Annotated in this window: 22 protein-coding genes and 1 pseudogene; 13 read left to right on the forward strand and 10 right to left on the reverse strand. The window is 69.1% G+C overall.

What is annotated here, in order from left to right; genetic code table 11:
- From VFM98_RS01535 to VFM98_RS01575, 9 genes and pseudogenes are all read left to right on the forward strand, one after another.
- Positions 1–1,207 (forward strand): annotated as a pseudogene (locus VFM98_RS01535) (AMP-binding protein); the annotation flags it as partial.
- Between the two features lie 5 nt (positions 1,208–1,212).
- Positions 1,213–2,112 (forward strand): ABC transporter ATP-binding protein, encoded by a 900-nt coding sequence (locus VFM98_RS01540; protein WP_414708969.1) that lies wholly within the window; start codon positions 1,213–1,215, stop codon positions 2,110–2,112.
- A gap of 80 nt (positions 2,113–2,192) precedes the next feature.
- Positions 2,193–3,122, forward strand: a complete 930-nt coding sequence (locus VFM98_RS01545) for a branched-chain amino acid ABC transporter permease (RefSeq protein ID WP_325108127.1) — start codon at positions 2,193–2,195, stop codon at positions 3,120–3,122.
- 12 nt (positions 3,123–3,134) lie between these two features.
- Positions 3,135–4,211, forward strand: a complete 1,077-nt coding sequence (locus tag VFM98_RS01550) for a branched-chain amino acid ABC transporter permease (RefSeq protein WP_325108128.1) — start codon at positions 3,135–3,137, stop codon at positions 4,209–4,211.
- Positions 4,212–4,252: 41 nt separating this feature from the next.
- Positions 4,253–5,587: an ABC transporter substrate-binding protein gene (locus tag VFM98_RS01555; RefSeq protein ID WP_325108129.1), complete on the forward strand. Its 1,335-nt coding sequence runs from the start codon at positions 4,253–4,255 to the stop codon at positions 5,585–5,587.
- Between the two features lie 160 nt (positions 5,588–5,747).
- Positions 5,748–6,557: an ABC transporter ATP-binding protein gene (locus VFM98_RS01560; protein WP_325108130.1), complete on the forward strand. Its 810-nt coding sequence runs from the start codon at positions 5,748–5,750 to the stop codon at positions 6,555–6,557.
- A 20-nt stretch (positions 6,558–6,577) separates the two neighbouring features.
- Complete coding sequence (locus VFM98_RS01565; protein WP_325108131.1) at positions 6,578–7,825, forward strand: phenylacetate--CoA ligase family protein; 1,248 nt, start codon at positions 6,578–6,580, stop codon at positions 7,823–7,825.
- 156 nt (positions 7,826–7,981) lie between these two features.
- On the forward strand, positions 7,982–8,968 hold the full coding sequence (locus tag VFM98_RS01570; protein WP_325108132.1) for a tripartite tricarboxylate transporter substrate-binding protein: 987 nt from the start codon (positions 7,982–7,984) through the stop codon (positions 8,966–8,968).
- Positions 8,969–9,055: 87 nt separating this feature from the next.
- Positions 9,056–10,069 carry a Bug family tripartite tricarboxylate transporter substrate binding protein gene (locus VFM98_RS01575; protein WP_414708966.1) on the forward strand — a complete coding sequence of 338 codons (1,014 nt, stop codon included), beginning with the start codon at positions 9,056–9,058 and terminating at the stop codon, positions 10,067–10,069.
- A gap of 6 nt (positions 10,070–10,075) precedes the next feature.
- On the opposite strand, the gene VFM98_RS01580 is transcribed toward VFM98_RS01575, so the two are convergent.
- Both VFM98_RS01580 and VFM98_RS01585 read right to left on the reverse strand, forming a co-directional pair.
- A complete protein-coding gene (locus tag VFM98_RS01580; protein ID WP_325108133.1) occupies positions 10,076–10,399 on the reverse strand; it encodes a DUF1840 domain-containing protein in 324 nt (107 codons plus the stop codon).
- Complete coding sequence (locus tag VFM98_RS01585; RefSeq protein ID WP_325108134.1) at positions 10,399–11,661, reverse strand: cyclopropane-fatty-acyl-phospholipid synthase family protein; 1,263 nt, start codon at positions 11,659–11,661, stop codon at positions 10,399–10,401. The genes VFM98_RS01580 and VFM98_RS01585 overlap by 1 nt, the downstream gene beginning before the upstream one ends.
- A gap of 148 nt (positions 11,662–11,809) precedes the next feature.
- Between VFM98_RS01585 and VFM98_RS01590 the strand changes: the two genes are divergently transcribed.
- Both VFM98_RS01590 and VFM98_RS01595 read left to right on the forward strand, forming a co-directional pair.
- A complete protein-coding gene (locus VFM98_RS01590; protein WP_325108135.1) occupies positions 11,810–12,286 on the forward strand; it encodes a MarR family winged helix-turn-helix transcriptional regulator in 477 nt (158 codons plus the stop codon).
- Complete coding sequence (locus VFM98_RS01595) at positions 12,283–13,896, forward strand: AMP-binding protein (RefSeq protein ID WP_325108136.1); 1,614 nt, start codon at positions 12,283–12,285, stop codon at positions 13,894–13,896. The genes VFM98_RS01590 and VFM98_RS01595 overlap by 4 nt, the downstream gene beginning before the upstream one ends.
- Before the next feature lie 4 nt (positions 13,897–13,900).
- Here the strand turns inward: VFM98_RS01595 and VFM98_RS01600 are convergent, their stop codons facing one another.
- From VFM98_RS01600 to VFM98_RS01615, 4 genes are read right to left on the reverse strand one after another with little or no spacing between them, the layout of a single operon-like run.
- On the reverse strand, positions 13,901–15,478 hold the full coding sequence (locus tag VFM98_RS01600) for a DHA2 family efflux MFS transporter permease subunit (RefSeq protein WP_325108137.1): 1,578 nt from the start codon (positions 15,476–15,478) through the stop codon (positions 13,901–13,903).
- A complete protein-coding gene (locus tag VFM98_RS01605; protein WP_325108138.1) occupies positions 15,475–15,939 on the reverse strand; it encodes a MarR family winged helix-turn-helix transcriptional regulator in 465 nt (154 codons plus the stop codon). Before VFM98_RS01605 ends, VFM98_RS01600 begins: the two co-directional genes overlap by 4 nt.
- Before the next feature lie 39 nt (positions 15,940–15,978).
- Positions 15,979–16,524 (reverse strand): GNAT family protein, encoded by a 546-nt coding sequence (locus VFM98_RS01610; RefSeq protein ID WP_325108139.1) that lies wholly within the window; start codon positions 16,522–16,524, stop codon positions 15,979–15,981.
- A 9-nt stretch (positions 16,525–16,533) separates the two neighbouring features.
- The gene (locus VFM98_RS01615; RefSeq protein ID WP_325108140.1) at positions 16,534–17,043 is read right to left on the reverse strand and encodes a hypothetical protein; all 510 of its coding nucleotides are present in this window, start codon (positions 17,041–17,043) and stop codon (positions 16,534–16,536) included.
- Positions 17,044–17,118: 75 nt separating this feature from the next.
- Between VFM98_RS01615 and gspF the strand changes: the two genes are divergently transcribed.
- Positions 17,119–18,339 (forward strand): type II secretion system inner membrane protein GspF, encoded by a 1,221-nt coding sequence (gene gspF, locus VFM98_RS01620; RefSeq protein WP_325108141.1) that lies wholly within the window; start codon positions 17,119–17,121, stop codon positions 18,337–18,339.
- 4 nt (positions 18,340–18,343) lie between these two features.
- A complete protein-coding gene (locus tag VFM98_RS01625) occupies positions 18,344–19,249 on the forward strand; it encodes a 5'-nucleotidase (protein WP_325108142.1) in 906 nt (301 codons plus the stop codon).
- A 152-nt stretch (positions 19,250–19,401) separates the two neighbouring features.
- On the opposite strand, the gene VFM98_RS01630 is transcribed toward VFM98_RS01625, so the two are convergent.
- From VFM98_RS01630 to VFM98_RS01645, 4 genes are all read right to left on the reverse strand, one after another.
- Positions 19,402–20,352, reverse strand: coding sequence for a DMT family transporter (locus tag VFM98_RS01630; protein WP_325108143.1), 951 nt, complete (start codon positions 20,350–20,352; stop codon positions 19,402–19,404).
- A gap of 41 nt (positions 20,353–20,393) precedes the next feature.
- The gene (locus VFM98_RS01635; protein ID WP_325108144.1) at positions 20,394–20,729 is read right to left on the reverse strand and encodes a hypothetical protein; all 336 of its coding nucleotides are present in this window, start codon (positions 20,727–20,729) and stop codon (positions 20,394–20,396) included.
- Positions 20,730–20,820: 91 nt separating this feature from the next.
- Complete coding sequence (locus VFM98_RS01640) at positions 20,821–21,795, reverse strand: MDR family oxidoreductase (RefSeq protein WP_325108145.1); 975 nt, start codon at positions 21,793–21,795, stop codon at positions 20,821–20,823.
- Positions 21,773–22,483: CoA transferase (locus tag VFM98_RS01645; RefSeq protein WP_325108146.1), on the reverse strand; the 711-nt coding region annotated here is incomplete at its 5' end. The genes VFM98_RS01645 and VFM98_RS01640, both read right to left, overlap by 23 nt.

The raw sequence follows: 22,483 nt of genomic DNA on the forward strand, positions 1-22,483 counted from the left end.
CGCCTGCGGCTACGTGGTGAACTGCCCCGAGTCGGGCAGCACGGTGATGATCGACCTCAAGGAGATCGGGCCGACCTACTACTTCGCGCCCCCGCGGATCTTCGAAGCGCTGCTCACCAGCGTGATGATCCGCATGGAGGATGCCGGGGCGCTGAAGCGCCGGATGTTCCACTCCTTCATGGAGGTGGCGCGGCGCGTCGGCCCCGCGCTGCGCGATGGCAAGCCGGTGGGTGCGCTCGATCGCCTGAAGTACGCATTGGGCAACGCGCTGGTGTACGGGCCGCTGCGCAACAACCTGGGCATGTCGCGCGTGCGCGTGGCCTAGACCGCGGGCGAGGCGATCGGGCCCGACCTGTTCACCTTCTACCGCGCGATCGGCATCAACCTGAAGCAGCTCTATGGCAGCACCGAGACGGCGGTGTTCGTCTGCATGCAGCCGGACAACCAGGTGCACGCCGACACGGTGGGCGTTCCCTGCCGCGGCGTGGAGATCAAGCTGGCCGACAACGGCGAGATCCTGGTGCGCTCGCCGGGCCTGCTGAAGGAGTACTACAAGAACCCGCAGGCCACCGCCGAAGTGAAGACGCCCGACGGCTGGTACCACACCGGCGACGCCGGCTTCCTCGATGCGCACGGCCACCTGAAGATCATCGACCGCGCCAAGGACGTCGGGCGGCTGGCCGACGGCTCGATGTTCGCGCCCAAGTACATCGAGAACAAGCTCAAGTTCTTCCCGCACATCAAGGAGGCGGTGGCGGTGGGCGACGGCCGCGACCGCGCCTGCGCGATGATCAACATCGACTTCGAGGCGGTGGGCAACTGGGCGGAAAAACGCAATCTTCCGTATGCGGGTTACACCGATCTCGCGCAGAAGCCGGAGGTGTACGCGCTGATCAAGGACTGCATCGAGAAGGTCAACGCCGACCTCGCCTCCGACGAGCGCCTGGCCGGCAGCCAGATCCACCGCTTCCTGGTCCTGCACAAGGAGCTCGATGCCGACGACGGCGAGCTCACCCGCACCAACAAGGTCCGGCGCGGCTTCATCGCGGAGAAGTACGCCGTGCTGCTCGATGCCCTGTACGGTGGCAAGTCCGAGCAGTACATTGAGACGCAGGTGAAGTTCGAAGACGGGCGCACCGGCAGCGTGAGCGCGACGCTGAAGATCAACGATGCCCGCACCTTCGCGCCGGTGAGGGCGGCGGCATGAAGATCATGGCTGAACTCGCCCCTTCCCTCGACACCGCGTTCACCACCCTGCCCGCCGAGGGCGAGGTCGCGACGCCGGAGCGCGCCGCCGCCGCGGCCGCCGCACCGCAGGAGCAGCCGGCCGCCGGCCGACGCATCGGCGAGGTGATCCTCGACGTGCAGAACATCTCGCTCGCCTTCGGCGGCGTGAAGGCGCTCACCGACATCTCCTTCGACGTGCGCGAGCACGAGGTGCGCGCCATCATCGGCCCCAACGGCGCCGGCAAGAGCTCCATGCTCAATTGCATCAACGGCGTCTACCAGCCGCAGCAGGGCACCATCACCTTCCGCGGCAAGCACTTCCACCACATGAAGAGCCGGCAGGTGGCGGAGATGGGCATCGCCCGCACCTTCCAGAACCTGGCGCTGTTCAAGGGCATGAGCGTCCTGGACAACATCATGACCGGGCGCAACCTGCGCATCCGCAGCAACATCTTCCTGCAGGCGCTGCGCATCGGCCCGGCCGAGCGCGAGGAGATCCGGCACCGCGAATACGTGGAACGCATCATCGACTTCCTCGAGATCCAGGCCTTCCGCAAGACGCCCGTGGGACAACTGCCCTACGGCCTGCAGAAGCGCGTGGACCTCGGGCGTGCGCTGGCGATGGAGCCGCAGGTGCTGCTGCTGGACGAGCCGATGGCCGGCATGAACCTGGAAGAGAAGCAGGACATGTGCCGCTTCATCCTGGACGTGAACGACGAGTTCGGCACGACGGTGGTGCTGATCGAGCACGACATGGGCGTGGTGATGGACATCTCCGACCGCGTCGTGGTGCTCGATTACGGCAAGAAGATCGGCGACGGCACGCCGGACGAAGTGCGTTCGAATCCGGACGTGATCAAGGCCTACCTGGGAACAAGCCACTGAGGTCCAGCGTTCGGCGTTGAGCTTTCAGCGTCGAACCCCCCAACACCCGCTCAACGCTCAACGCTTAACGCTCAACGACCATGGGCTTCTTCCTCGAAACCCTCCTCGGCGGCCTGATGACGGGCATGCTGTATTCGCTGGTGGCGCTCGGCTTCGTGCTGATCTTCAAGGCCTCCGGCGTGTTCAACTTCGCGCAGGGCGCGATGGTGCTGTTCGCGGCACTGGCGATGGCGCGCTTCTCCGAGTGGCTGCCCAAGTGGCTCGGCTTCGAGAGCGCCATCCTGGCCAACCTGCTCGCCTTCCTGGTCGCCGGCGTGATCATGTTCGCCGTCGCCTGGCTGGTGGAGCGGCTGGTGCTGCGCCACCTGGTGAACCAGGAAGGCGCGACGCTGCTGATGGCGACGCTGGGCATCGCCTACCTGCTCGATGGCGTGGGCCAGACGCTCTTCGGCAGCGACATCTACAAGATCGACGTCGGCATGCCCAAGGACCCGGTGATCGCGTTCGAGAACGTGTTCCAGGGCGGCATCCTGATCAACAAGGAAGACGTGATCGCCGCCGGCATCGCCGCGGTGCTGGTGCTGTGCCTGACGCTGTTCTTCCAGAAGACCGGCACCGGGCGCGCGCTGCGCGCCGTGGCCGACGACCACCAGGCCGCGCAGTCGATCGGCATCCCGCTCGATCGCATCTGGGTGATCGTCTGGTGCGTGGCCGGCGTCGTGGCGCTGGTGGCCGGGATGATCTGGGGCAGCAAGCTGGGCGTGCAGTTCTCGCTCTCCACCGTGGCGCTGCGCGCGTTGCCGGTGGTGATCCTCGGCGGCCTGACTTCGGTGCCGGGCGCCATCATCGGCGGGCTGATCATCGGCGTGGGCGAGAAGGTGTCGGAGGTCTACCTCGGCCCGTTCGTGGGCGGCGGCATCGAGATCTGGTTCGCCTACGTGCTCGCCCTGCTGTTCCTCCTCGTGCGGCCGCAAGGGCTGTTCGGCGAAAAAATCATAGACCGCGTGTAAGGAGAGGACGCCATGCTTTACCGCGAAAACGGCCAGTTCAAGACCAGCTACCACGCCGACCTGCAGATCTTCCCCATCCTGCAGGACCGCTTCTTCATCCTCGCCCTGCTGCTGTTCGCCTTCCTCGCGGTGCCCAGCCTCGCGAGCGGCTACATGTTCCGCGCCATCCTGATCCCCTTCCTGATCATGTCGCTGGCGGCGCTGGGCGTGAACATCCTGGTGGGCTACTGCGGCCAGATCTCGCTCGGCTCCGGCGCCTTCATGGCCGTCGGCGCCTACGGGGCCTACAACTTCTTCGCCCGCATGGAAGGCATGCCGCTGATCCTCACGCTGATCGTCGGCGGGGTCTGCGCGATGGCCTTCGGCATCCTGTTCGGCCTGCCCAGCCTGCGGGTGAAGGGCCTGTATCTCGCGGTGGCCACGCTCGCGGCGCAGTTCTTCGCCGACTGGATGTTCCTGCGCATCAAGTGGTTCACCAACGATTCGCCCTCGGGCTCGGTCTCGGTTGCCGGCCTCACGGCCTTCGGCGTGCCGATCGAGAGCCCGGCCAGCAAGTACCTGCTGTGCCTCACCGTGCTGGTCGTCATGGCACTGCTCGCCAAGAACCTGGTGCGCGGCGCGATCGGGCGCGAATGGATGGCGATCCGCGACATGGACGTGGCCGCGGCGGTGATCGGCATCCGGCCGATGTACGCGAAGCTCAGCGCCTTCGCGGTGAGCTCCTTCATCATCGGCGTGGCCGGCGCGCTGTGGGGCTTCGTCTACCTCGGCGCCTGGGAGCCGGCGGCCTTCTCGCTGGAGATGTCGTTCCGCCTGCTGTTCATGGTGATCATCGGCGGGCTGGGCTCGATCATGGGCAGCTTCTTCGGCGCCGCCTTCATCGTGCTGCTGCCGATCGCGCTCAACCAGACCCTGCCGGTGCTGGCCGGCTGGGTCGGCCTCTCCATTTCCACGGCCGGCATCTCGCATGCCGAGCTGATGATCTTCGGCGCCCTGATCGTCTGGTTCCTGGTGGTGGAACCGCACGGCCTGGCGCGCCTGTGGTCCACGGGCAAGCAGAAGCTGCGCCTGTGGCCCTTCCCGCACTGAACCCATTTTTCACCGGCAACGCATCAATGAAGGAGACAGGTATGAAGTTGCGCAACGTAGTCCTCGCGGCGGCCGTGGTGGCCGCGGCCGCCTCGTCGGGAGTGGCGACGAACGCGTTCGCCCAGGCGAAGGAGCAGTTCTTCCCGGTGCTGCCGTACCGCACCGGCCCCTACGCGCCCAACGGCGTGCCGTGGGCCAACGGCTACGTCGACTACCTGAAGCTCACCAACGCACGCGGCGGCATCAACGGCGTGAAGATCGTGTTCGAGGAATGCGAAACCGGCTACGACACCGCCCGCGGCGTCGAATGCTACGAGCGCCTGAAGGGCAAGCACGGCGGCGCCACGGTGTTCCAGCCGCTGTCCACCGGCATCACCTTCGCGCTGACCGAGAAGGCGCCGGGCGACAAGATCCCGCTGATCACCGCCGGCTACGGCCGCAGCGAGAGCCAGGACGGCGGCGTCTTCAAGTGGAACTTCCCGATCGCCGGCACCTACTGGCTGGCGGCCGACGCGCTGGTGCAGACCGTCGCCAAGCGCGAGGGCGGCCTCGACAAGCTCAAGGGCAAGAAGATCGCGCTGGTCTACCACGACAGCCCCTACGGCAAGGAGCCGATCCCGCTGCTGCAGGAGCGCAGCCACATGCACGGCTTCGACCTGCAGCTGCTGCCGGTCACCGCCCCCGGCGTGGAGCAGAAGGCCACCTGGCTGCAGATCCGCCAGTCGCGTCCCGACTACGTGATGCTGTGGGGCTGGGGCGTGATGAACTCCACCGCCCTGAAGGAAGCGGTGGCCACCGGCTATCCGCGCGACAAGATGTACGGCGTGTGGTGGTCGGGTGCCGAGCCCGACGTCAAGGACGTCGGCGAAGGCGCCAAGGGCTACCACGCCGTGACGATGCAGCACGGCGCCGAGCCGCAGTCGGCCGTGGTCAAGGAGATCCTGGAGAAGGTGCACGCCAAGGGCCAGGGCACGGGTCCCAAGGAGGAAGTGGGCTCGGTGCTGTACATGCGCGGCGCCATGAGCGCCATGCTGGGCGTGGAAGGCGTGCGGCGGGCGCAGGAGCGCTACGGCAAGGGCAAGGTCATGACCGGCGAGCAGGTCCGTTGGGGCCTGGAGAACCTGGCGCTCTCGCAGGACAAGCTCGATGCGCTGGGCTTCAAGGGCGTGATGCGCCCGATCAGCACCTCCTGCGTGGACCACATGGGCTCCAACTGGGCCCGCGTGCACACCTGGGACGGCAAGCAGTGGAAGTTCACCTCCGACTGGCTGCAGGCGGACGAACAGGTGCTGAAGCCGCTGGTGAAGGCGACGGCGGACAAGTACGCGGCGGAAAAGAAACTCACGCGTCGCACCCCCGCGGATTGCCAATCCTGATGTGACCTGCTCCCTCCCCCTCCGGGGGAGGGCTGGGGTGGGGGCGCTCGCGGCGCGCCTCGACCCCAGCTCTCGAGGACAACAAATGGCAATTGAATCGACGGCCGACGCCGGCCAGAGGCCGGCTTGCGACAGTCCGTCCAAGCCTGCGCAGGCAGGCTTGGAGCCGCGGACTGTCGTCCTCAACGTCAACGGCATCGAGGTCATCTACAACCACGTGATCCTCGTGCTCAAGGGCGTTTCGCTGCAGGTGCCCGAGGGCGGCATCGTGGCCCTGCTCGGGGGCAACGGCGCCGGCAAGACGACCACGCTGCGCGCCGTCTCCAACCTGCTCAAGGGCGAGCGGGGCGAGGTCACCAAGGGCTCGATCGAGCTGCGCGGCGAGCGCATCGAGAACCTCACGCCGGCCGACCTGGTGCAGCGCGGCGTGGTGCAGGTGATGGAAGGCCGCCACTGCTTCGCCCACCTCACCATCGAGGAGAACCTGCTCACCGGCTCCTACACCCGCGCGAGCCGCAGCGAGGTCGCCGCCAACCTGGAGAAGGTCTACACCTACTTCCCGCGCCTGCGCCAGCGCCGCACTTCGCAAGCCGCCTACACCTCCGGCGGCGAGCAGCAGATGTGCGCGATCGGCCGCGCCCTGATGGCGAGCCCCAGCCTGGTGCTGCTGGACGAACCTTCCATGGGCCTGGCGCCGCAGATCGTGGAAGAGGTGTTCGAGATCGTGAAGGACCTCAACGCCAAGGAGAAGGTCACCTTCCTGCTGGCGGAGCAGAACACCAACATGGCCCTGAAGTACGCCGACTACGGCTACATCATGGAAAGCGGCCGCATCGTGATGGACGGGCCCGCCAGCGAACTGGCCGACAACGAGGACGTGAAGGAGTTCTACCTCGGCGTCGGCGGCGGCGAGCGCAAGAGCTTCCGCGAGGTCAAGAGCTACAAGCGGCGCAAGCGCTGGCTGGCCTGAGGATGCAGCAAGGAAAAGAAATGCAGGACTACTACGACAGCCTCGAGGTCCGCGCCGCGGCGGACCGCGAGGCCGAACTCCTGGCGGCGCTGCCGGCGCAGGTGGCGCACGCGCAGCGCGCGACCGCCGCCTTCCGCGAGATCCTGGCCGGCGTGGAGGCCAGCACGATCACGTCGCGTGAGGCGCTGGCGCAGCTGCCCGTCACGCGCAAGTCCGAACTGCTGGCGCGCCAGCAGGCCAGCCGCGCGAGCGACCCCTTCGGCGGCTTTTCCGCCTTCGTGCGCGGGCCGCAGATGCCGCGCATCTTCGCCTCGCCCGGGCCGATCTACGAGCCGGACGGCAGCACGCGCGACTACTGGCGCATGGGCCGGGCCCTGTTCGCCGCGGGCTTCCGCAGCGGCGAACTGGTGCACAACACGTTCAGCTACCACATGACGCCGGGCGCCTTCATGTTCGAGTCGGGCGCGCACGCGGTGGGCTGCACCGTGTTCCCGGCCGGCGTCGGCCAGACCGAGCAGCAGCTGCAGGCGATCGCCGAACTGCGGCCCACCTGCTACACCGGCACGCCCAGCTTCCTGCGCATCCTGGTGGAGAAGGCGCAGGAGTCCGGCGGCGACATCACGAGCCTGCGCAAGGGACTGGTGGGCGGCGAGGCCTTCCCGCCCAGCCTGCGCGACTGGTTCCTCGAACGCGGCCTGCACGTCTACCAGTGCTATGCGACGGCGGACCTGGGCCTGATCGCCTACGAGACCGCCGCGCGCGAAGGCATGGTGATCGACGAGGGCGTGATCGTGGAGATCGTGCGCCCGGGCACCGGGGACCCGGTGGCCGAGGGCGAGGTGGGCGAGGTGGTGGTGACCTCGCTCAACCCGGCCTATCCGATGGTGCGCTTCGGCACCGGCGACCTCTCGGCCATCCTGCCGGGGCAGGACGCGACGGGCCGCACCAACACGCGCATCAAGGGCTGGCTCGGCCGCGCCGACCAGACGACCAAGATCCGCGGCATGTTCGTGCATCCGGGCCAGGTGGCCGCCATCGCCCGCCGCTTCCCCGAGATCGTCAAGGCGCGCCTGGTGGTGAGCGGGGAGATGGCCAACGACGTGATGACATTCAAAGTCGAGACGGCCGCCTCGCCGCAGGGGCTGGACGCGCGCATCGGCGACGCCGTGCGCGACGTGACCAAGCTGCGCGCCGAAGTCCAGTTCGTGCAGCCGGGCTCGCTGCCCAACGACGGCAAGGTCATCGAAGACGCGCGCAGCTACAAGTAAGAAGGAAGGACCACAAGGCGCCTTCGGCGAGGAGGCATACTTCGCACTTGCATGACGCAGGACAAGCGGAGTACGTAGTTCCCGCCGCCCGGCGCGGTCGGCGACGCGGCAGCATGCGGCGTTCCTCTCTTGTCTAGAACTTCCTTCGGAGACGTAATGAAAAAGCTGTTCCAGTCCCTCGTGCCCCTGGCCGTCGCCGCGGCCGCCTTCGCCGCCGGCGCGCAGGACTTCCCGGGTAGCAAGCCCATCACCATCATCGTTCCCTTCTCGGCCGGCGGCCCCACCGACAAGGTGGCGCGCGATCTGGCCGAAGCCCTGCGCAAGCCCCTGAACGGCGCCACCCTGATCGTCGACAACGCCGCGGGCGCGGGCGGCTCCATCGGCGCCAACAAGGTCGCCAAGGCGCAGGCCGACGGCCACACCCTGCTGGTGCACCACATCGGCATGGCCACCATGCCCACGCTGGTGCGCAACATCCCGTTCAACGTCGAGAACGACTTCGAGTACGTCGGCCTGATCAACGACGTGCCGATGACGATCATCTCCAAGCCCACGATCCCGGCCAACAACTGGAAGGAACTGATGGCCTGGATCCAGGCCAACAAGGGCAAGATCAACCTGGGCAACGCCGGCGTCGGCTCGGCCTCGCACCTGTGCGGCATGCTGTTCCAGCACGCCATGGGCGTGGACATGACGGCCGTGCCGTACAAGGGCACCGGCCCGGCCATGACGGACCTGATGGGCGGCCAGATCGACATCATGTGCGACCAGACCACCAATACCACCGGCGCCATCGAAGGCAAGAAGGTGAAGGTGTTCGCCGTCACGACGTCCAAGCGCCTGACCACCCCCGCGCTGAAGGACGTGCCCACGCTGCAGGAACTGGGCGTGAAGGACTTCAACATCACGATCTTCCACGGCCTGTACGCGCCCAAGGGCACGCCCGCGGCGGTGGTGAAGAAGCTCAACGACGCGCTCAAGCTGGCGCTGAAGGACCCGGACTTCATCAAGCGCGAGGAAGGCCTGGGCGCGGTGGTCGTGAACGACAAGCGCGTCGAGCCGGCCGAGCACAAGAAGTTCGTCAAGTCCGAGATCAACAAGTGGAGCCCGCTGATCAAGCAGGCGGGCGTCTACGTCGACTGATGCGCGCCTGAGCCGCACGAGCCGCCCCCAGGGGCGGCTTTTTTCTTTGGCATCATCCACCTACAACCAAGCAATCCAGGAGATCCCGTGAGCAGTGCTTCCCGTACCCTTTCCCGCCGTACCGTCGTCAGCGCGCTGGCCGTCGCCGGCCTCGCACCGGCCCTGTCGTTCGCGCAGGGCGCCTGGCCCACCAAGCCGGTGCGCATCGTCGTGCCCTTCAACGCCGGCGGCACCACCGACATCCTGGCGCGCGCCGTCGCCGTGGAGCTGTCCAAGTCGCTGGGCCAGTCCTTCGTGGTGGAGAACAAGGCCGGCGCCGGCGGCAACATCGGCGCCGACCTCGTGGCCCACGCCGCGCCCGACGGCTACACGCTGCTGATGGGGACGGTGGGCACGCACGCCATCAACGCCTCGCTGTACTCCAAGATGCCCTTCAACCACATCAAGGACTTCCAGCCGATCACGCTGGTGGGCGGCGTGCCGAACGTGCTGGTGGTCAACACCGAGAAGGCGGCCGCGCGCGGCATCCGCAACGTGCAGGACGTCATCAAGTACGCCAAGGCCAATCCCGGCAAGCTGAACATGGCCTCCAGCGGCAACGGCACGTCGATCCACCTGGCCGGCGAGCTGTTCAAGACGATGACGGGCACCTACATGACGCACTTCCCGTTCACCGGCTCCAACCCCGCCCTGCTGAGCCTGATGTCCGGCGACATGGACCTGATGTTCGACAACCTGCCTTCGTCGATGACGCACATCCGCTCGGGCAAGCTCAAGGCCCTGGCCGTCACCAGCGCCCAGCGCTCCTCGGCGCTGCCGGACGTGCCGACGGTGGAGGAAGCGGGCGGCCCATTGCTCAAGGGCTACGAGGCGAGTTCCTGGTTCGGCCTGCTGGCGCCGGCCGGCACGCCGATGGAGATCGTCAACCGCATCCAGCAGGAAACCGCCAAGGCGCTGGCCACGCCGGCGATGAAGGAGCGCCTGCAGGCCCAGGGCGCCATCCCGAGCGGCAACACCCCGGCGCAGTTCGCACAGATGATCGACCGCGAGACGAAGAAGTGGGCGGCGGTGGTGAAGGCCAGCGGCGCGAAGGTGGACTGAGGCCCCCTACACCCCCCAGACGATCTCCTTCTGCTCCTTCTCGCAGCGCTTCAGCATGTCGATGAAGGGCACGGCCCGCTGGCGCAGGGAGACGGCCTCGAACTTCGGCGGCACCTGGCCCTTGGCCTGCGCTTCGGCGACCAGGGCCTTGTGCTCCGCCTCCTCCTGCGCGATCGCCTGTTCCAGCTTCGCCACCGCCCCGGGCATCTCCTCGGGCAGGATGATGCCCTGGGGGCCGGGGTCCTTGCCGATGATCTGCAGCACGCGGCGCCCGTTGGGCTCCAGCATGATCAGGTCGCCGGCCGCCTTGGATTTGAACTTGTAGAGCATCAGCGGTAGATGTACTCGCGGTTGAAGGGATAGGCCGACTGCGCGCCGCGCAGCGTCCCGGTGCTCATGTTGCCATCCGGGCGCGTCGCGAGGAACTGGTGCAGCGCGATCCAGCCGTGCTCGAAGCTCATGGCGCAGCCGGCCAGGTACAGCCGGTAGGCGCGCAGCACGCGGCCACCGTCCTCGGCCCCGTGGGTGCGTTCGAGCACTGCGCGCGCTTCCTCCAGCCGCTCCTCCAGCCCGTCGGACCAGGCCCAGAGCGTGCGCGCATAGTGCGGCCGGAGGTTCTCGGCGTCCACCATCTCCAGCCCGCCGAGGGCCATCTCCCGCAGCACCAGGCTGGTGTGCAGCAGCTCGCCGCCGGGGAAGATGTACTTGCCGATGAACTCGCCCATGCCGGCGCCGAGCTGGCCCGGCTCCAGCGCGCCGGCCGTGATGCCGTGGTTCATCACCAGCCCGCCGGGGGCGAGCAGGCGCCGGATCTTGCCGAAGTAGGCCGCCATGTTCGCCTGGCCCACGTGCTCGAACATGCCCACCGAGGCGATCTTGTCGAAGGCCTGGCCCTCGTCCAGTTCGCGGTAGTCCTGCAGCAGCATCTGCACACGGCCCTGCAGCCCTTTCTGGCGGATCAGCCCGTTCACGTACGCATGCTGGTTCTGCGACAGCGTGATGCCGGTGGCCTGCACGCCATAGTGTTCGGCCGCCCACAGCAGCAGCCCGCCCCAGCCCGCGCCGATGTCGAGGAAGCGCTCGCCTGGCTTGAGCATCAGCTTGCGGCAGATGTGGTCCAGCTTCGCCTCCTGCGCCTGCGCCAGTGAGTAGCCCGGCTCGCGGAAGTAGGCGCAGGAGTAGACGCGGCGCGGATCGAGCCAGAGGGCGTAGAAGTCGTCCGAGACGTCGTAGTGGAAGCGGATCTGCTCGGCGTCCTTCTGCGGGGTGTGCTGCGCGATCGACCGGGCCCGCCGCAGCATCTGCGTCCACCAGCTGGTGTCGCTCGGCACCGGGCTGCCAGGCAGCAGGCCGGCGCCGGCCGTCATCACGTCGCGCATGCGGCCGTGGATGCGCAGGCGCTGCTCCACGTAGTCCTCGGCGATCTTGCCGATCTGGCCCGCCGCCAGCGTGGCCACGCCGGACCAGTCGTCGAACTCGAGCCGGACGGCCGCATCGGCCGGTCCCACCCGTTTGCCGCCGGGCAAGCCGATGGCAACGGGAACCGGAAGGGCCGCAAGTTGTGTTTCGATCTTTTGCAGCAGAGGTTCCATGGCCGATTCTGGTCACGGCGCCGGCGGGGCGTCAACGGAACCCGTGTAGGACGGTGGCGCATCCGGGCGCGGGCTGAAGGCAAAGGTTTGCTTGCGGACCAATTAGTTCAAGCCTAAACTATTTAGCCCATCCCCTGAAGGACCGCCCATGGACATCGAAGCGCGCGCCCACAGCGAGCACCCCGAGGCGCTGCGCCTGTGGCTGCGGCTGCTCACGTGCACGCAGCTGGTCGAGAAGCAGGTGCGCACCCACCTGCGCGAGCGCTTCGAGACGACGCTGCCGCGCTTCGACCTGATGGCGCAGCTGGAACGCACGCCGGCCGGCCTGAAGATGAACGAGCTGTCGCGCCGCATGATGGTCACCGGCGGCAACGTCACCGGCATCACCGACCAGCTCGTCTCCGAAGGCCTGGTGGAGCGCATCGACGTCGAGGGCGACCGCCGCGCCTGCCGCGTGCGCCTGACGGCCCGCGGCCGCCGCCAGTTCCAGGAGATGGCGCGCCAGCACGAGGGCTGGATCGTGGAGGCCTTCGGCGCCCTCACGGAAAAGGAGATCGCCACCCTGCACAAGCTGCTGGGGAAGGTGAAGGAACACGCCACCGCACGCCAGGAGACCGCCGCATGACTTCCGCGCAGACCGACCGCTTCGTGCACGACCGGCTGCCGCCGAAAGCGCAGTGGCCCACCCTTCTTTACGACCGCCCCGAGCTGGCCCTGCCGGCGCAGTGCAACGTGGTCGAAGCCTTGCTGGATCGCGCGCCGGCCAAGGGCTGGGGCGACCGCCCCCTGCTGCGCTCGCCGGCCGGCGTGCTCAGTTACCGCGAGGTGCGCGAGCGCGTGGACCGCATCTGCCGCGTGCTGGTCGAAGACCTGGGCCTGGTACCCGGCAACCGCGTGCTGCTGCGCGGCGGCAACTCGGTCGGCATGGCGCTCGCGTGGCTGGCGGTCGTCAAGGCCGGCGGCATCGCGGTGGCCACCATGCCGCTGCTGCGCGCCCGCGAGCTGGGCGACATCATCGACAAGGCGCAGCCCAGCCTCGCCCTGTGCGATATCAAGCTGCTGGAGGAGCTGGAGCTGGCCCGGCGCGACCGCCCGGTGCTGAAGGCCGTGGTGCCGTTCAACGCGCCGAACGAGCCCGGCTCGCTCGCAGTGCGCGCTGCGCAGAAGGCAGGCGACTTCCCGGCCTGCCCCACCGCCGCGGACGACATCGCGCTGCTGGCCTTCACCTCCGGCACCACGGGCAAGCCCAAGGCCGCGGTGCACACCCACCGCGACGTGCTGGCCTCGTGCGAGACCTGGCCGCGGCACGTGCTGCGCGCCACGCCGGAGGACATCGTCGTCGGCTCGCCGCCGCTGGCCTTCACCTTCGGCCTGGGCGGGCTGCTGGTGTTCCCGATGTGGGCCGGCTCCTCGGTGTACTTCCCCGATGCGCCCTACACGCCCGAATCGTTCGTGCGCACGATCGCGGAGGTGGGGGCGACGATCTGCTACACGGCGCCGACCTTCTACCGCAATGCCGCGCCGTTCGCGCGCCAGCTCGGGGTGGGCGCGCTGCGCGCGAGCGTGAGCGCCGGCGAGGGCCTGCCCGATGCCACGCGCCAGCTCTGGAAGGAGGCCACCGGCATCGAGATGCTCGATGGCATCGGCGCCACCGAGATGTTCCACATCTTCATCTCCTCGGCCGGCGCCGAGGTGCGGCGCGGCGCCATCGGCAAGGTGGTGCCCGGCTACCAGGCGCGGGTGGTGGACGACGAGGGGCGCGAAGTGCCGCGCGGCACCGTCGGCAAGCTGGCCGTGATCGGCGCCACCGGCTGCAAGTACCTCGACGACCCGCGCCAGGCGAACTACGTGAAGGACGGCTGGAACTATCCCGGCGACGCCTTCACGCAGGACGAGGACGGCTACTTCTTCTACCAGGCTCGGGCCGACGACATGATCATCACGGCCGGCTACAACGTCGGCGGCCCGGAGGTCGAGGACGCGTTGCTCAAGCACCCGGCGGTGGCCGAGTGCGGCGTGGTCGGCAAGCCCGACGCCGAGCGCGGCATGATCGTCAAGGCCTTCTGCGTGCTCAAGCCCGGCCACAGCGGCGACGCCGCCATGGTCAAGACGCTGCAGGAGCACGTGAAGTCCACCATCGCGCCCTACAAGTACCCGCGCGAGATCACCTTCGTGCCCGCCCTGCCCCGCACCGAGACGGGCAAGCTGCAACGCTTCAAGCTGCGGGAGTTGTGATCACTCAATGCGGCATGTCGCCGGCCGGCGTCGACTGCCGCCGCGGCGGCCGCATCACCACCAGCAGCGGGATCGCCATCACGGTCACCGCCATCATGATCCAGAAGTCGTTGGCATAGGCCACCAGCGAGGCCTGCCGCGTCACTTCCGCATTCAGCAGCGCCAGCGCCGCGGTGGGATCGCCCCCCAGCGCCTGCGGCCACTGCGCCAGCGCCGGATTGCCCGGGGCGACGAAGGTCGCCAGGTTGGCGTGCGATTGCGCCATCCCGCGCGTCAGCAGCGACTGCACCACCGAGATCCCGACGCTGCCGCCGATGTTGCGCAGCAGGCTGTAGATCGGCGTGCCCTCGTTGCGCAGCCGCGGCGCCAGCGTGGCGAACGCCGCCGCCGACAGCGGGACGAAGGTGAAGCCGATCCCCACGCCCTGGATGAAGCCGGAGGTCACGATCAGGTGGCTGTCCATCTGCAGCGTGATGTGCGTCATCTGCCACAGGGCGATGGCGGTCAGCGCGAAGCCCGTGGCCATGATCAGCCGCAGGTCCACCTTCTGCACCAGCCGGCCGACCACCAGCATGGCGAGCATGGTGCCGATGCCGCGCGGCGCGGTGACGATGCCGGTGTAGACCACCGGGTACTGCATCAGCCCCTGCAGGAACAGCGGCAGCAGCGCCATCGTGCCGTACAGCACCACGCCGACGATGAAGCCGAACACGCAGCCGGTGACGAAGTTGCGGTCCTTCAGCAGCTCGCGGTCGACGAAGGAAGGGCCCTGCGCCGTCCACGTGTGCACGGCGAAGAAGGCGAAAGCGACCAGCGCGCCGGCGGCCTCGAGCCGGATCTCCCAGGAGTCGAACCACTCCAGCAGCTCGCCCCGGTCCAGGAACATCTGCAGCAGCCCGATGCCGAGGCTCAGCGCGACGAAGCCGAAGAGGTCCAGCGGCACGGCGCGCGGCCGGTTCTCCGGCAGGTAGCGCCAGATGCCGTAGAGCGCGAAGGCGCCCACCGGCACGTTGATGAAGAACACCCAGCGCCAGTCGAAGTTCTCGGTCAGCCAGCCGCCCAGCATCGGGCCCAGGATGGGGCCGACCATGATGCCGGCGCCCCAGATCGCCATCGCCTGGCCCACCTTCTGCGGCGGGTTGATGTCCAGCAGCACGGCTTGCGACAGCGGCACCAGCGCGGCGCCGAAGATGCCCTGCAGCAGGCGCGCCGCCACGATGCCCGCCAGCGAGGTGGCGAAGCCGCACAGGGCCGAAGCGATGGTGAAGCCGATCACCGACAGCAGGAACACCTTGCGCCGGCCCCACTGCGAGCAGAGCCAGCCGGTGAGCGGCAGCGCGATCGCCGAGGCCACGATGTAGGAGGTGAGCACCCAGGTGATCTGGTCCTGCGAGGCCTGCAGGCTGCCCTGCATGTGCGGCAGCGCCACGTTGGCGATGGTGGTGTCCAGCGCCTGCATGATGGTGGCCAGCATGATCGAAAGGGTGATCATGGCGCGGTGCTGCACCGCCCCGGCCGGCGCGGGGGCGCTGGGCCCGGCCTGCGCCGGCGCAGTGGCTGCGGCTTGTGCGGACGCGCTCATGACGCGTCCTCCTTGGCTGCGGCGGCGAGCAGGCCGTCGCGCGCCCGGGAAAGCAGTGCCAGCAGCTGCTTGCGCTCGGCGGCGTTGAGGCCGGACAGCGCGTCGGCCGTGAGCTGGTCGGCCAGCTGCATGGCCTGCTCCAGCGCCTTGCGCGCGCTGGGCTTGATGTGGAGGCGGTTGACGCGGCGGTCGCCGGGGTGCTCGCGCCGCTCGATCCAGCCGGCGGCGGCGAGCCGGTCGCACATGGTGGCCACCGCCATCGCCGTGAGGCCCAGCCGCTGGGCGAGCTCCACCTGCGACAGCGCCTCCTCGCCTTCGTGCCAGGCGAGCACGGCCAGCAGGCGGCATTGCGCCTGCGAGAGGCCGAGCTTCTCGCGGGCGAGGCGGTCGAACTGCTGGGAGTAGAGGCGCGAGACCTCGTTGACGAGGAAGCCGAAGCGCGCGGACAGGGCGGGTTTCATCAGCCCGCTGATTATAAACGTGCTTATGATCTGGCGCCGTCAGCCCACCGGCCCGGCGCGCTCGAACACCCGCGCGTAGAGCACGGTATCGATCAGGTAGCCGTCCTTCGTGGCGGCGCTGTGCAGCACCGCCTGGCGCTCGAAGCCGGCCTTCTCCAGCACCCGCATGGAAGGCGGATTCCACTCGAACACCTGCGCCTCCAGGCGGGCGAACAGCTGCTCGCGGCCGATGCGCTGCGCCAGTGCGCGGGCGGCCGCCGTGGCGATGCCGCGGCCCCAGTGGGCTTCGCCGAGCCAGTAGCCGAACTGCGCCGTTCGCGCGAAGATGCCCTCGCCGGCGATGGCGCCGATGCCGCCCACGGCGCGCCCATCGACGTCGATCGCCAGCTGGATGCTGGCACCCGGATCGGCCGCGATGGCCAGCCACAGGTCCGCATCGCGCTCTGTGTAGGGGTGCGGGAAGGTGTGCGTCATGTTGCGCCACACCTTGCGGTTGTTCGCCTCGTGGATCAGGTCGTCCCGGTCGGCGGCGCTCCAGGGGCGCAGCACGCAGGCGGGCAGCTCGGTCGGCAGTTGCGCGCTCATGGCCCCATGCTATTGGAGTTTGCGGTCTTCCTCCTTGGCCTCCTGCATGGCCTCGGGCTCCAGTTCCTCCACCGAGCGGTTCATGCGCAGGAACACGCCCCAGGCCACCAGCAGCAGAGCGATGGCGGCCAGCAGGGCGGCGGGATAGAGCAGCAGGCGGACGTCCTCGTGCAGGGCCTTGAAGGTGCCGACCAGGCTCTCGATGACGAGGGCCACCACCAGCACCACCAGGAAGCGCGAAAGAAAGCGCCGCACCCGCGTCGGCGCGCTCACGTGCACGTCGCGGATCACTTCCTCCTCGGCGATCGTCTGCGCGATCTGCAGCGCCACCACCGCGGCGGCCAGCAGGCCGACGGCCTCGATGATCACCTGCGCCCCATCGACATCCAGGCCGTCGACCACCGCCTCCCAGCCGGTGCGAGCCGCCACGAACGTGAGCAGCACGGAAGCCGCCGCGAACAGCACCGCCATGGCCCCCTGCACGATGCCGAAGCCGGTGAGGACGCGCTTGAGCCGCATGCCTCAGCCTAAGCTACCCGCAGAACGCTTGATGTAGGCCTGCGCCTCGGCCGTGCCCGGCCGTATCATCCGCGCATGCCCGCATATGCATTCGAGGCCCTGGACGCGGAGGGCGCCACCCAGAAGGGCGTGATCGAGGCCGACACGGCCAAGGCCGCGCGCGGGCTGCTGCGCGGCCGTGCCCTGGTGCCGCTGGAGGTTCGCCCGGTCGTGGCGGCCGAAGGCGAAGGCGCCGCGGCGCGCGTGCTGCTGCGCCGGCGGGTGTTCACGGCCACCGGGCTCGCGATCTGGACCCGCCAGCTCGCCGGCCTGGTCGGCTCCGGCCTGACGCTGGAGCGGGCGTTGACGGCGCTGGCCGACGAAGCCGACACGGAACAGCAGCACCACCTGGTCGCCGCCCTGCGCGCCGAGGTCAACGCCGGCTCCTCCTTCGCCAAGGCACTGGCGCGCTTTCCGCGCGAGTTCTCCGAGATCTACATCGCGGTGGTGGGCGCGGGCGAGCAGAGCGGCCATCTCGGCCTGGTGCTGGAACGCCTGGCCGACGACCTGGAGGAGCGGCAGGCGCTCAACGCCAAGCTGCTCGCCGCCACGCTGTACCCGGCCATCGTGACCATTGCCGCGATCGTGATCGTGCTGCTGCTCATGACCTACGTGGTCCCGCAGGTGGCCAACGTGTTCGCGGGCACCAAGCGGGCGTTGCCGCTGCTGACGGTGCTGATGCTGGGGCTGAGCGCCTTCGTGCGCAGCTGGGGCCTGGTGCTGCTGGCCGCGGCGGCCGTGGCCTTCGGGATGCTGCGCCTGTCGCTGCGCAATCCTGCCTTCCGCGAACGCTTCGACGCCGGCTGGCTGAAGCTGCCCCTGGTGGGCCGGCTCTCGCGCGGCTACAACGCGGCCCGCTTCGCCGGCACCCTGGCGATGCTGGCCGGCGCCGGCGTGCCGATCCTCAAGGCGCTGCAGGCCGCCGCCGAGACGCTGGGCAACCGCGCCATGCGGGTCGACGCGCTCGATGCGCTGGTGCTGGTGCGCGAGGGCGCGCCGCTCGCCTCCGCCATCGGGCAGAAGAAGCGCTTCCCCGGGTTGCTGAGCATGTTCGCGCGCCTGGGCGAGCAGACCGGCCAGCTGCCGCAGATGCTGCAGCGCGCGGCCAACCAGCTCAGCGCCGAAGTACAGCGCCGCGCCCTGCAGCTCGCCACCCTGCTGGAGCCGCTGCTGATCATCGGCATGGGCCTGGTGGTGATGCTGATCGTGCTGGCGGTGCTGCTGCCGATCATCCAGCTGAACCAGTGGGTACGCTAAGCACATGCCTGCGCCCTCGCTCGAAAACAAGCTCGTCGTCGCGATCTCCTCGCGCGCGCTGTTCGACTTCGAGGAGGAGAACCGCGTGTTCGAAAGTGGCGACGCGGCCGGCTACATGCGCCTGCAGCTCGAGCGGCTGGAGCAGCCGGCTGCGCCCGGCATCGCCTTCTCGCTGATCCGCAAGCTGCTGGCCTTCAACGACGCGGCGGCGCAGCGGGTGGAGGTGGTCGTGCTCTCGCGCAACGACCCGGTCTCGGGCATGCGGGTGTTCCGCTCGGCCCAGGAGGCCGGCATTCCGCTGCAGCGCGGCGTGTTCACGCAGGGGCGCTCGCCCTTCGGCTACCTGCGGCCGCTCAAGGCCACGCTCTTCCTCTCGGCCAACGCCGACGACGTGCGGGCCGCGCTGGCCGCGGGCTTTCCGGCCGCGCACGTGCTGACCGAATCGGTGCTGGCCAGCGCCAACTACCCCAACGAGGTCCGCATCGCCTTCGACGGCGACGCGGTGCTGTTCTCCGACGAGGCCGAGCGCGTGTTCCAGGCCGAGGGACTGGAGGCCTTCCAGCAGCACGAGCTCGCGCACGCGGGCCAGCCGCTGCCCGGCGGGCCGTTCAAGCCGCTGCTGGCGGCGCTGCACCGGCTGCAGCAGGCCGGCGACGCCCAGATGCGCATCCGCACCGCGCTGGTCACGGCCCGCAGCGCGCCGGCGCACGAGCGCGCCATCCGCACCTTGATGGACTGGAAGATCCAGGTCGACGAGGCCATGTTCCTGGGCGGCCTGGACAAGAGCGAGTTCCTGCGCGAGTTCGAGCCGGACTTCTTCTTCGACGACCAGACGGGCCACGTCAAACGCGCCGCGCTGCACGTTCCGGCGGGGCACGTGGCGGCGGGGATCGCGAACCTGCTGTCCTGATGGGGCGCCGCGCGGGTGCGGGCCGTTCTTAACGCAAAAGCCGCAAAGGTTTCGCAAAAACCGCAAAAAAAGCTTCTGATGTTCTTTTGCGGCTTTGGCTGCTTCTTCTGCGGCTTTTGCGTTGAATCTGCTCGATCAGCCGCAGCGCCCGATCAACGCGGCCCCCGCGCCTCGCGCCGGGCGATCCACAGCGTCGACGCGCTGATCACCACGCCGCCGATCAGGGTGGAGCGGCTCGGCTCGTCGCCGAACCAGATCCAGCCGATCACCGTGGCCCACACCAGCTCGAGGAACTTCACCGACTGGGTGGCCGAGATGTCGGCCGTGGCGTAGGAGCGCGTGAGGCAGTAGTGCGCCGTGCTTCCCAGCAAGCCGCACAGCACGAACATCGCCCATTGCCCCGGCCCCGGCGTCTGCCAGTGCCACAGCGCCAGCGGCAGGCTCAGCAGCGTGACGCTGATGCTTTGCCAGGCCACGATCACCTCCGGCCGTTCGTAGCGGGTGAGCGCCTTCGTGATCAGGAAAGAAGCCGCGAACACCGGCGAGGAGGCCAGCATCACCAGGTTGTAGACCCCGCCGCTGCCCGTGAGCTTGGGCGCCACCACGATCAGCACGCCGGCCAGGCCGATGCCGGCCGCCAGCCAGCGCTCCCAGCGCATCGGCTCCTTGAACAGCAGCACGGCGCCGAGCATGATGAAGATCGGCCCGGTGAAGCCGATCGCCGTGACGTCGGCGATGGTGATGTGCGGCAACGCGATGAACCACAGCACCAGTCCGAAGGTGTGCACGCCGCCACGCGTGAATTGCCCCATCACGTTCTTTGGCCGATAGGCCGCCAGGCCGGCGCGCAGCATCAGCGGCAGCATCACCGCGAACCCCATGAGGTAGCGCAGGAACTGGGTCTGGAAGCCGTCGAGCGCCAGCGACAACGCGCGCATCAGCGAATTCAGCGTCACGAACAGCAGGCCGGCCGTCATGGACCACAGCAGCGCCCGCACGTTGGCGGGCAGGCGCTCCATGCGGCGCTGGGCAACGAGCGCCTGGCGGGCGAATAGGTGGCGCTTGCCGGTGCGGCGGCTGAAGGCGGGCGGGCTGGACTGCATGGAGGCAGCCACTATAGGGGGAAGCCCGAAGAAATGTCCGCCTAGGGACGTTCGGCGTGGACCCGGCACGTCGCGCCCCGGGCATGGTTCACGCCTTCCGGGCCGACGCCCAGCGAGCGGGCCATCACCCGCGCCGTGAGCGCCAGGCTGGGCGCGAATCCATGCCGCACTTCGCAGTGCACGGCGGCCGGCGGCGACTCCGCGTTTTCCGCCGGCGCCACGGCCAGGTCGACACGCAGCGGGCGCAATCCGCGCTGCGCACCGGCGATGCTGAAGCCGACCACCACCGCCAGCAGCACCCAGGGCAGCAGATGGGCCCGGGCCCGCAGCACCTCGAGTGCCTTGGGATGCCCTGCCTGCGCCGCCGGAATGACCATGGCGCACGATAGGGCCGGACGGGGCGCGCTTCGTTGACAGCTGTCAACGGTCGCCGGCCGTGCCGTGCCGCCCCGATGGCCGGTGGCCGATTCAGGTCTTGACGACGATGCGGCCGCGCACCTGGCCGGCCAGCAGGCGCTGCGCGGCCTCGACGGCCTGCGCCAGCGGGATCTCGGTGGTCATGGTTTCCAGCAGCGCCGGGTCGAGGTCGCGCGCCAGGCGCAGCCAGGCCTGCTCGCGCAGGTGCATGGGCGCCATCACGCTGTCCACCCCGAGCAGGGCGACGCCGCGCAGGATGAAGGGCGCCACGGTGGCCGGCAGGTCCATGCCCTGCGCCAGGCCGCAGGCCGCCACCGCGCCGCCGTAGCGCACCTGGGCGCAGGCGTTGGCGAGCGTGTGGCTGCCGACCGCGTCGACCACGCCGACCCAGCGCTCCTTCTGCAGCGGCTTGCCGGGCGCAGCAAGTTCGGCCCGGTCGATCACGGCGGCGGCGCCGAGCTTGCGCAGGTAGTCGCCCTCGCTCGCCTTGCCGGTGGCGGCCACCACCCGATGCCCCATCTGCGCCAGCACGGCGACCGCGACCGAGCCGACGCCGCCTGTGGCGCCGGTGACCAGCACCTCGCCGTCGCCGGGCCGCAGGCCGTGGCGTTCCAGCGCCAGCACGCACAGCATGGCCGTGTAGCCGGCCGTGCCGATCGCCATCGCCTGGCGGGCGCTGAACGCGGCGGGGCGGCGCACCAGCCAGTCGGCCTTCAGCCGCGCCTTGCCGGCGAGGCAGCCCTTGTGCGTCTCGCCGACGCCGAAGCCATTGAGCACGAACGGATCGCCGGCCTTCCAGCGCGGATCGCTGCTCTCCAGCACGCTGCCCGCGCCGTCGATGCCGGCCACCATGGGCCAGCTGCGCACCACCGGCGAGCGGTTGGTGATGGCGAGGGCGTCCTTGTAGTTGATCGTCGAGTATTCGACCGCGACGGTGACCTCCCCTTCGGGCAGGAAGGAGTCGTCGACCTCGCGGACGGTGGCGCTGAATTCGGGGGTTTTCTCAAGAACCAGGGCTTGGAACATGCACTCTCCTCGTGGCGGCCGCTTCTTCCAGCAGGCGGCGCGTGCTGGCACCCAGCGATTCTGCACCGGGACGCGGGCCCGCCGGAACGGGGTCGCCCGGGCGAAAACCCAGTCCGGCCGTGCGCACCGTCCGCTCGCCCTGCGCGAACTCCATCGCGGGCAACGGCAACTTCGCACCGTCCTGCACCTCGCGCAGGAACTCGCCGAGCTTGCGCACCCGCGCCGCCGGCACGCCCACCGCATTCAGACGCTCCTCCATCTCGGCGGCGCTGCGCTGCGCGAAGGCGTCCGCGAACTGCGCGCGCAGATAGGGAATGTCGCGCGCCACCACGAAGCCGCCATCGGAATTGAAGGCATCGAGGTCGAGCGCGCGCCCGTCCTGGCACAGCGCCTCGAGCCCCAGCACGTTCGCGAGCTTGCGGAATTGCGCCGGCGTGTTCGCGGCGGTCGACAACCAGCCGTCTCGGCAACGATAGGTGTCGGCGGTGGGGCTGCCGCTGTAGCCGCGGTTGCCGATGCGCTGCGGCTCCACGCCGCTGCTGAGGAAGGCACTGACGTTCGGGTACATCAGCATCAGCGCCGCCTGCACCATCGACGCATCGATGGTCTGGCCCTTGCCGTCGCGGGCCCGCTGGTGCAGCGCCGCGGAGATCGCCATGGCGGCCAGGAGGCCCACGGCGACGTCCAC

Origin of the sequence: Ramlibacter sp., assembly GCF_035706265.1 — a bacterium.
In the GTDB taxonomy this organism is placed as follows: Bacteria; Pseudomonadota; Gammaproteobacteria; order Burkholderiales; family Burkholderiaceae_C; genus Ramlibacter.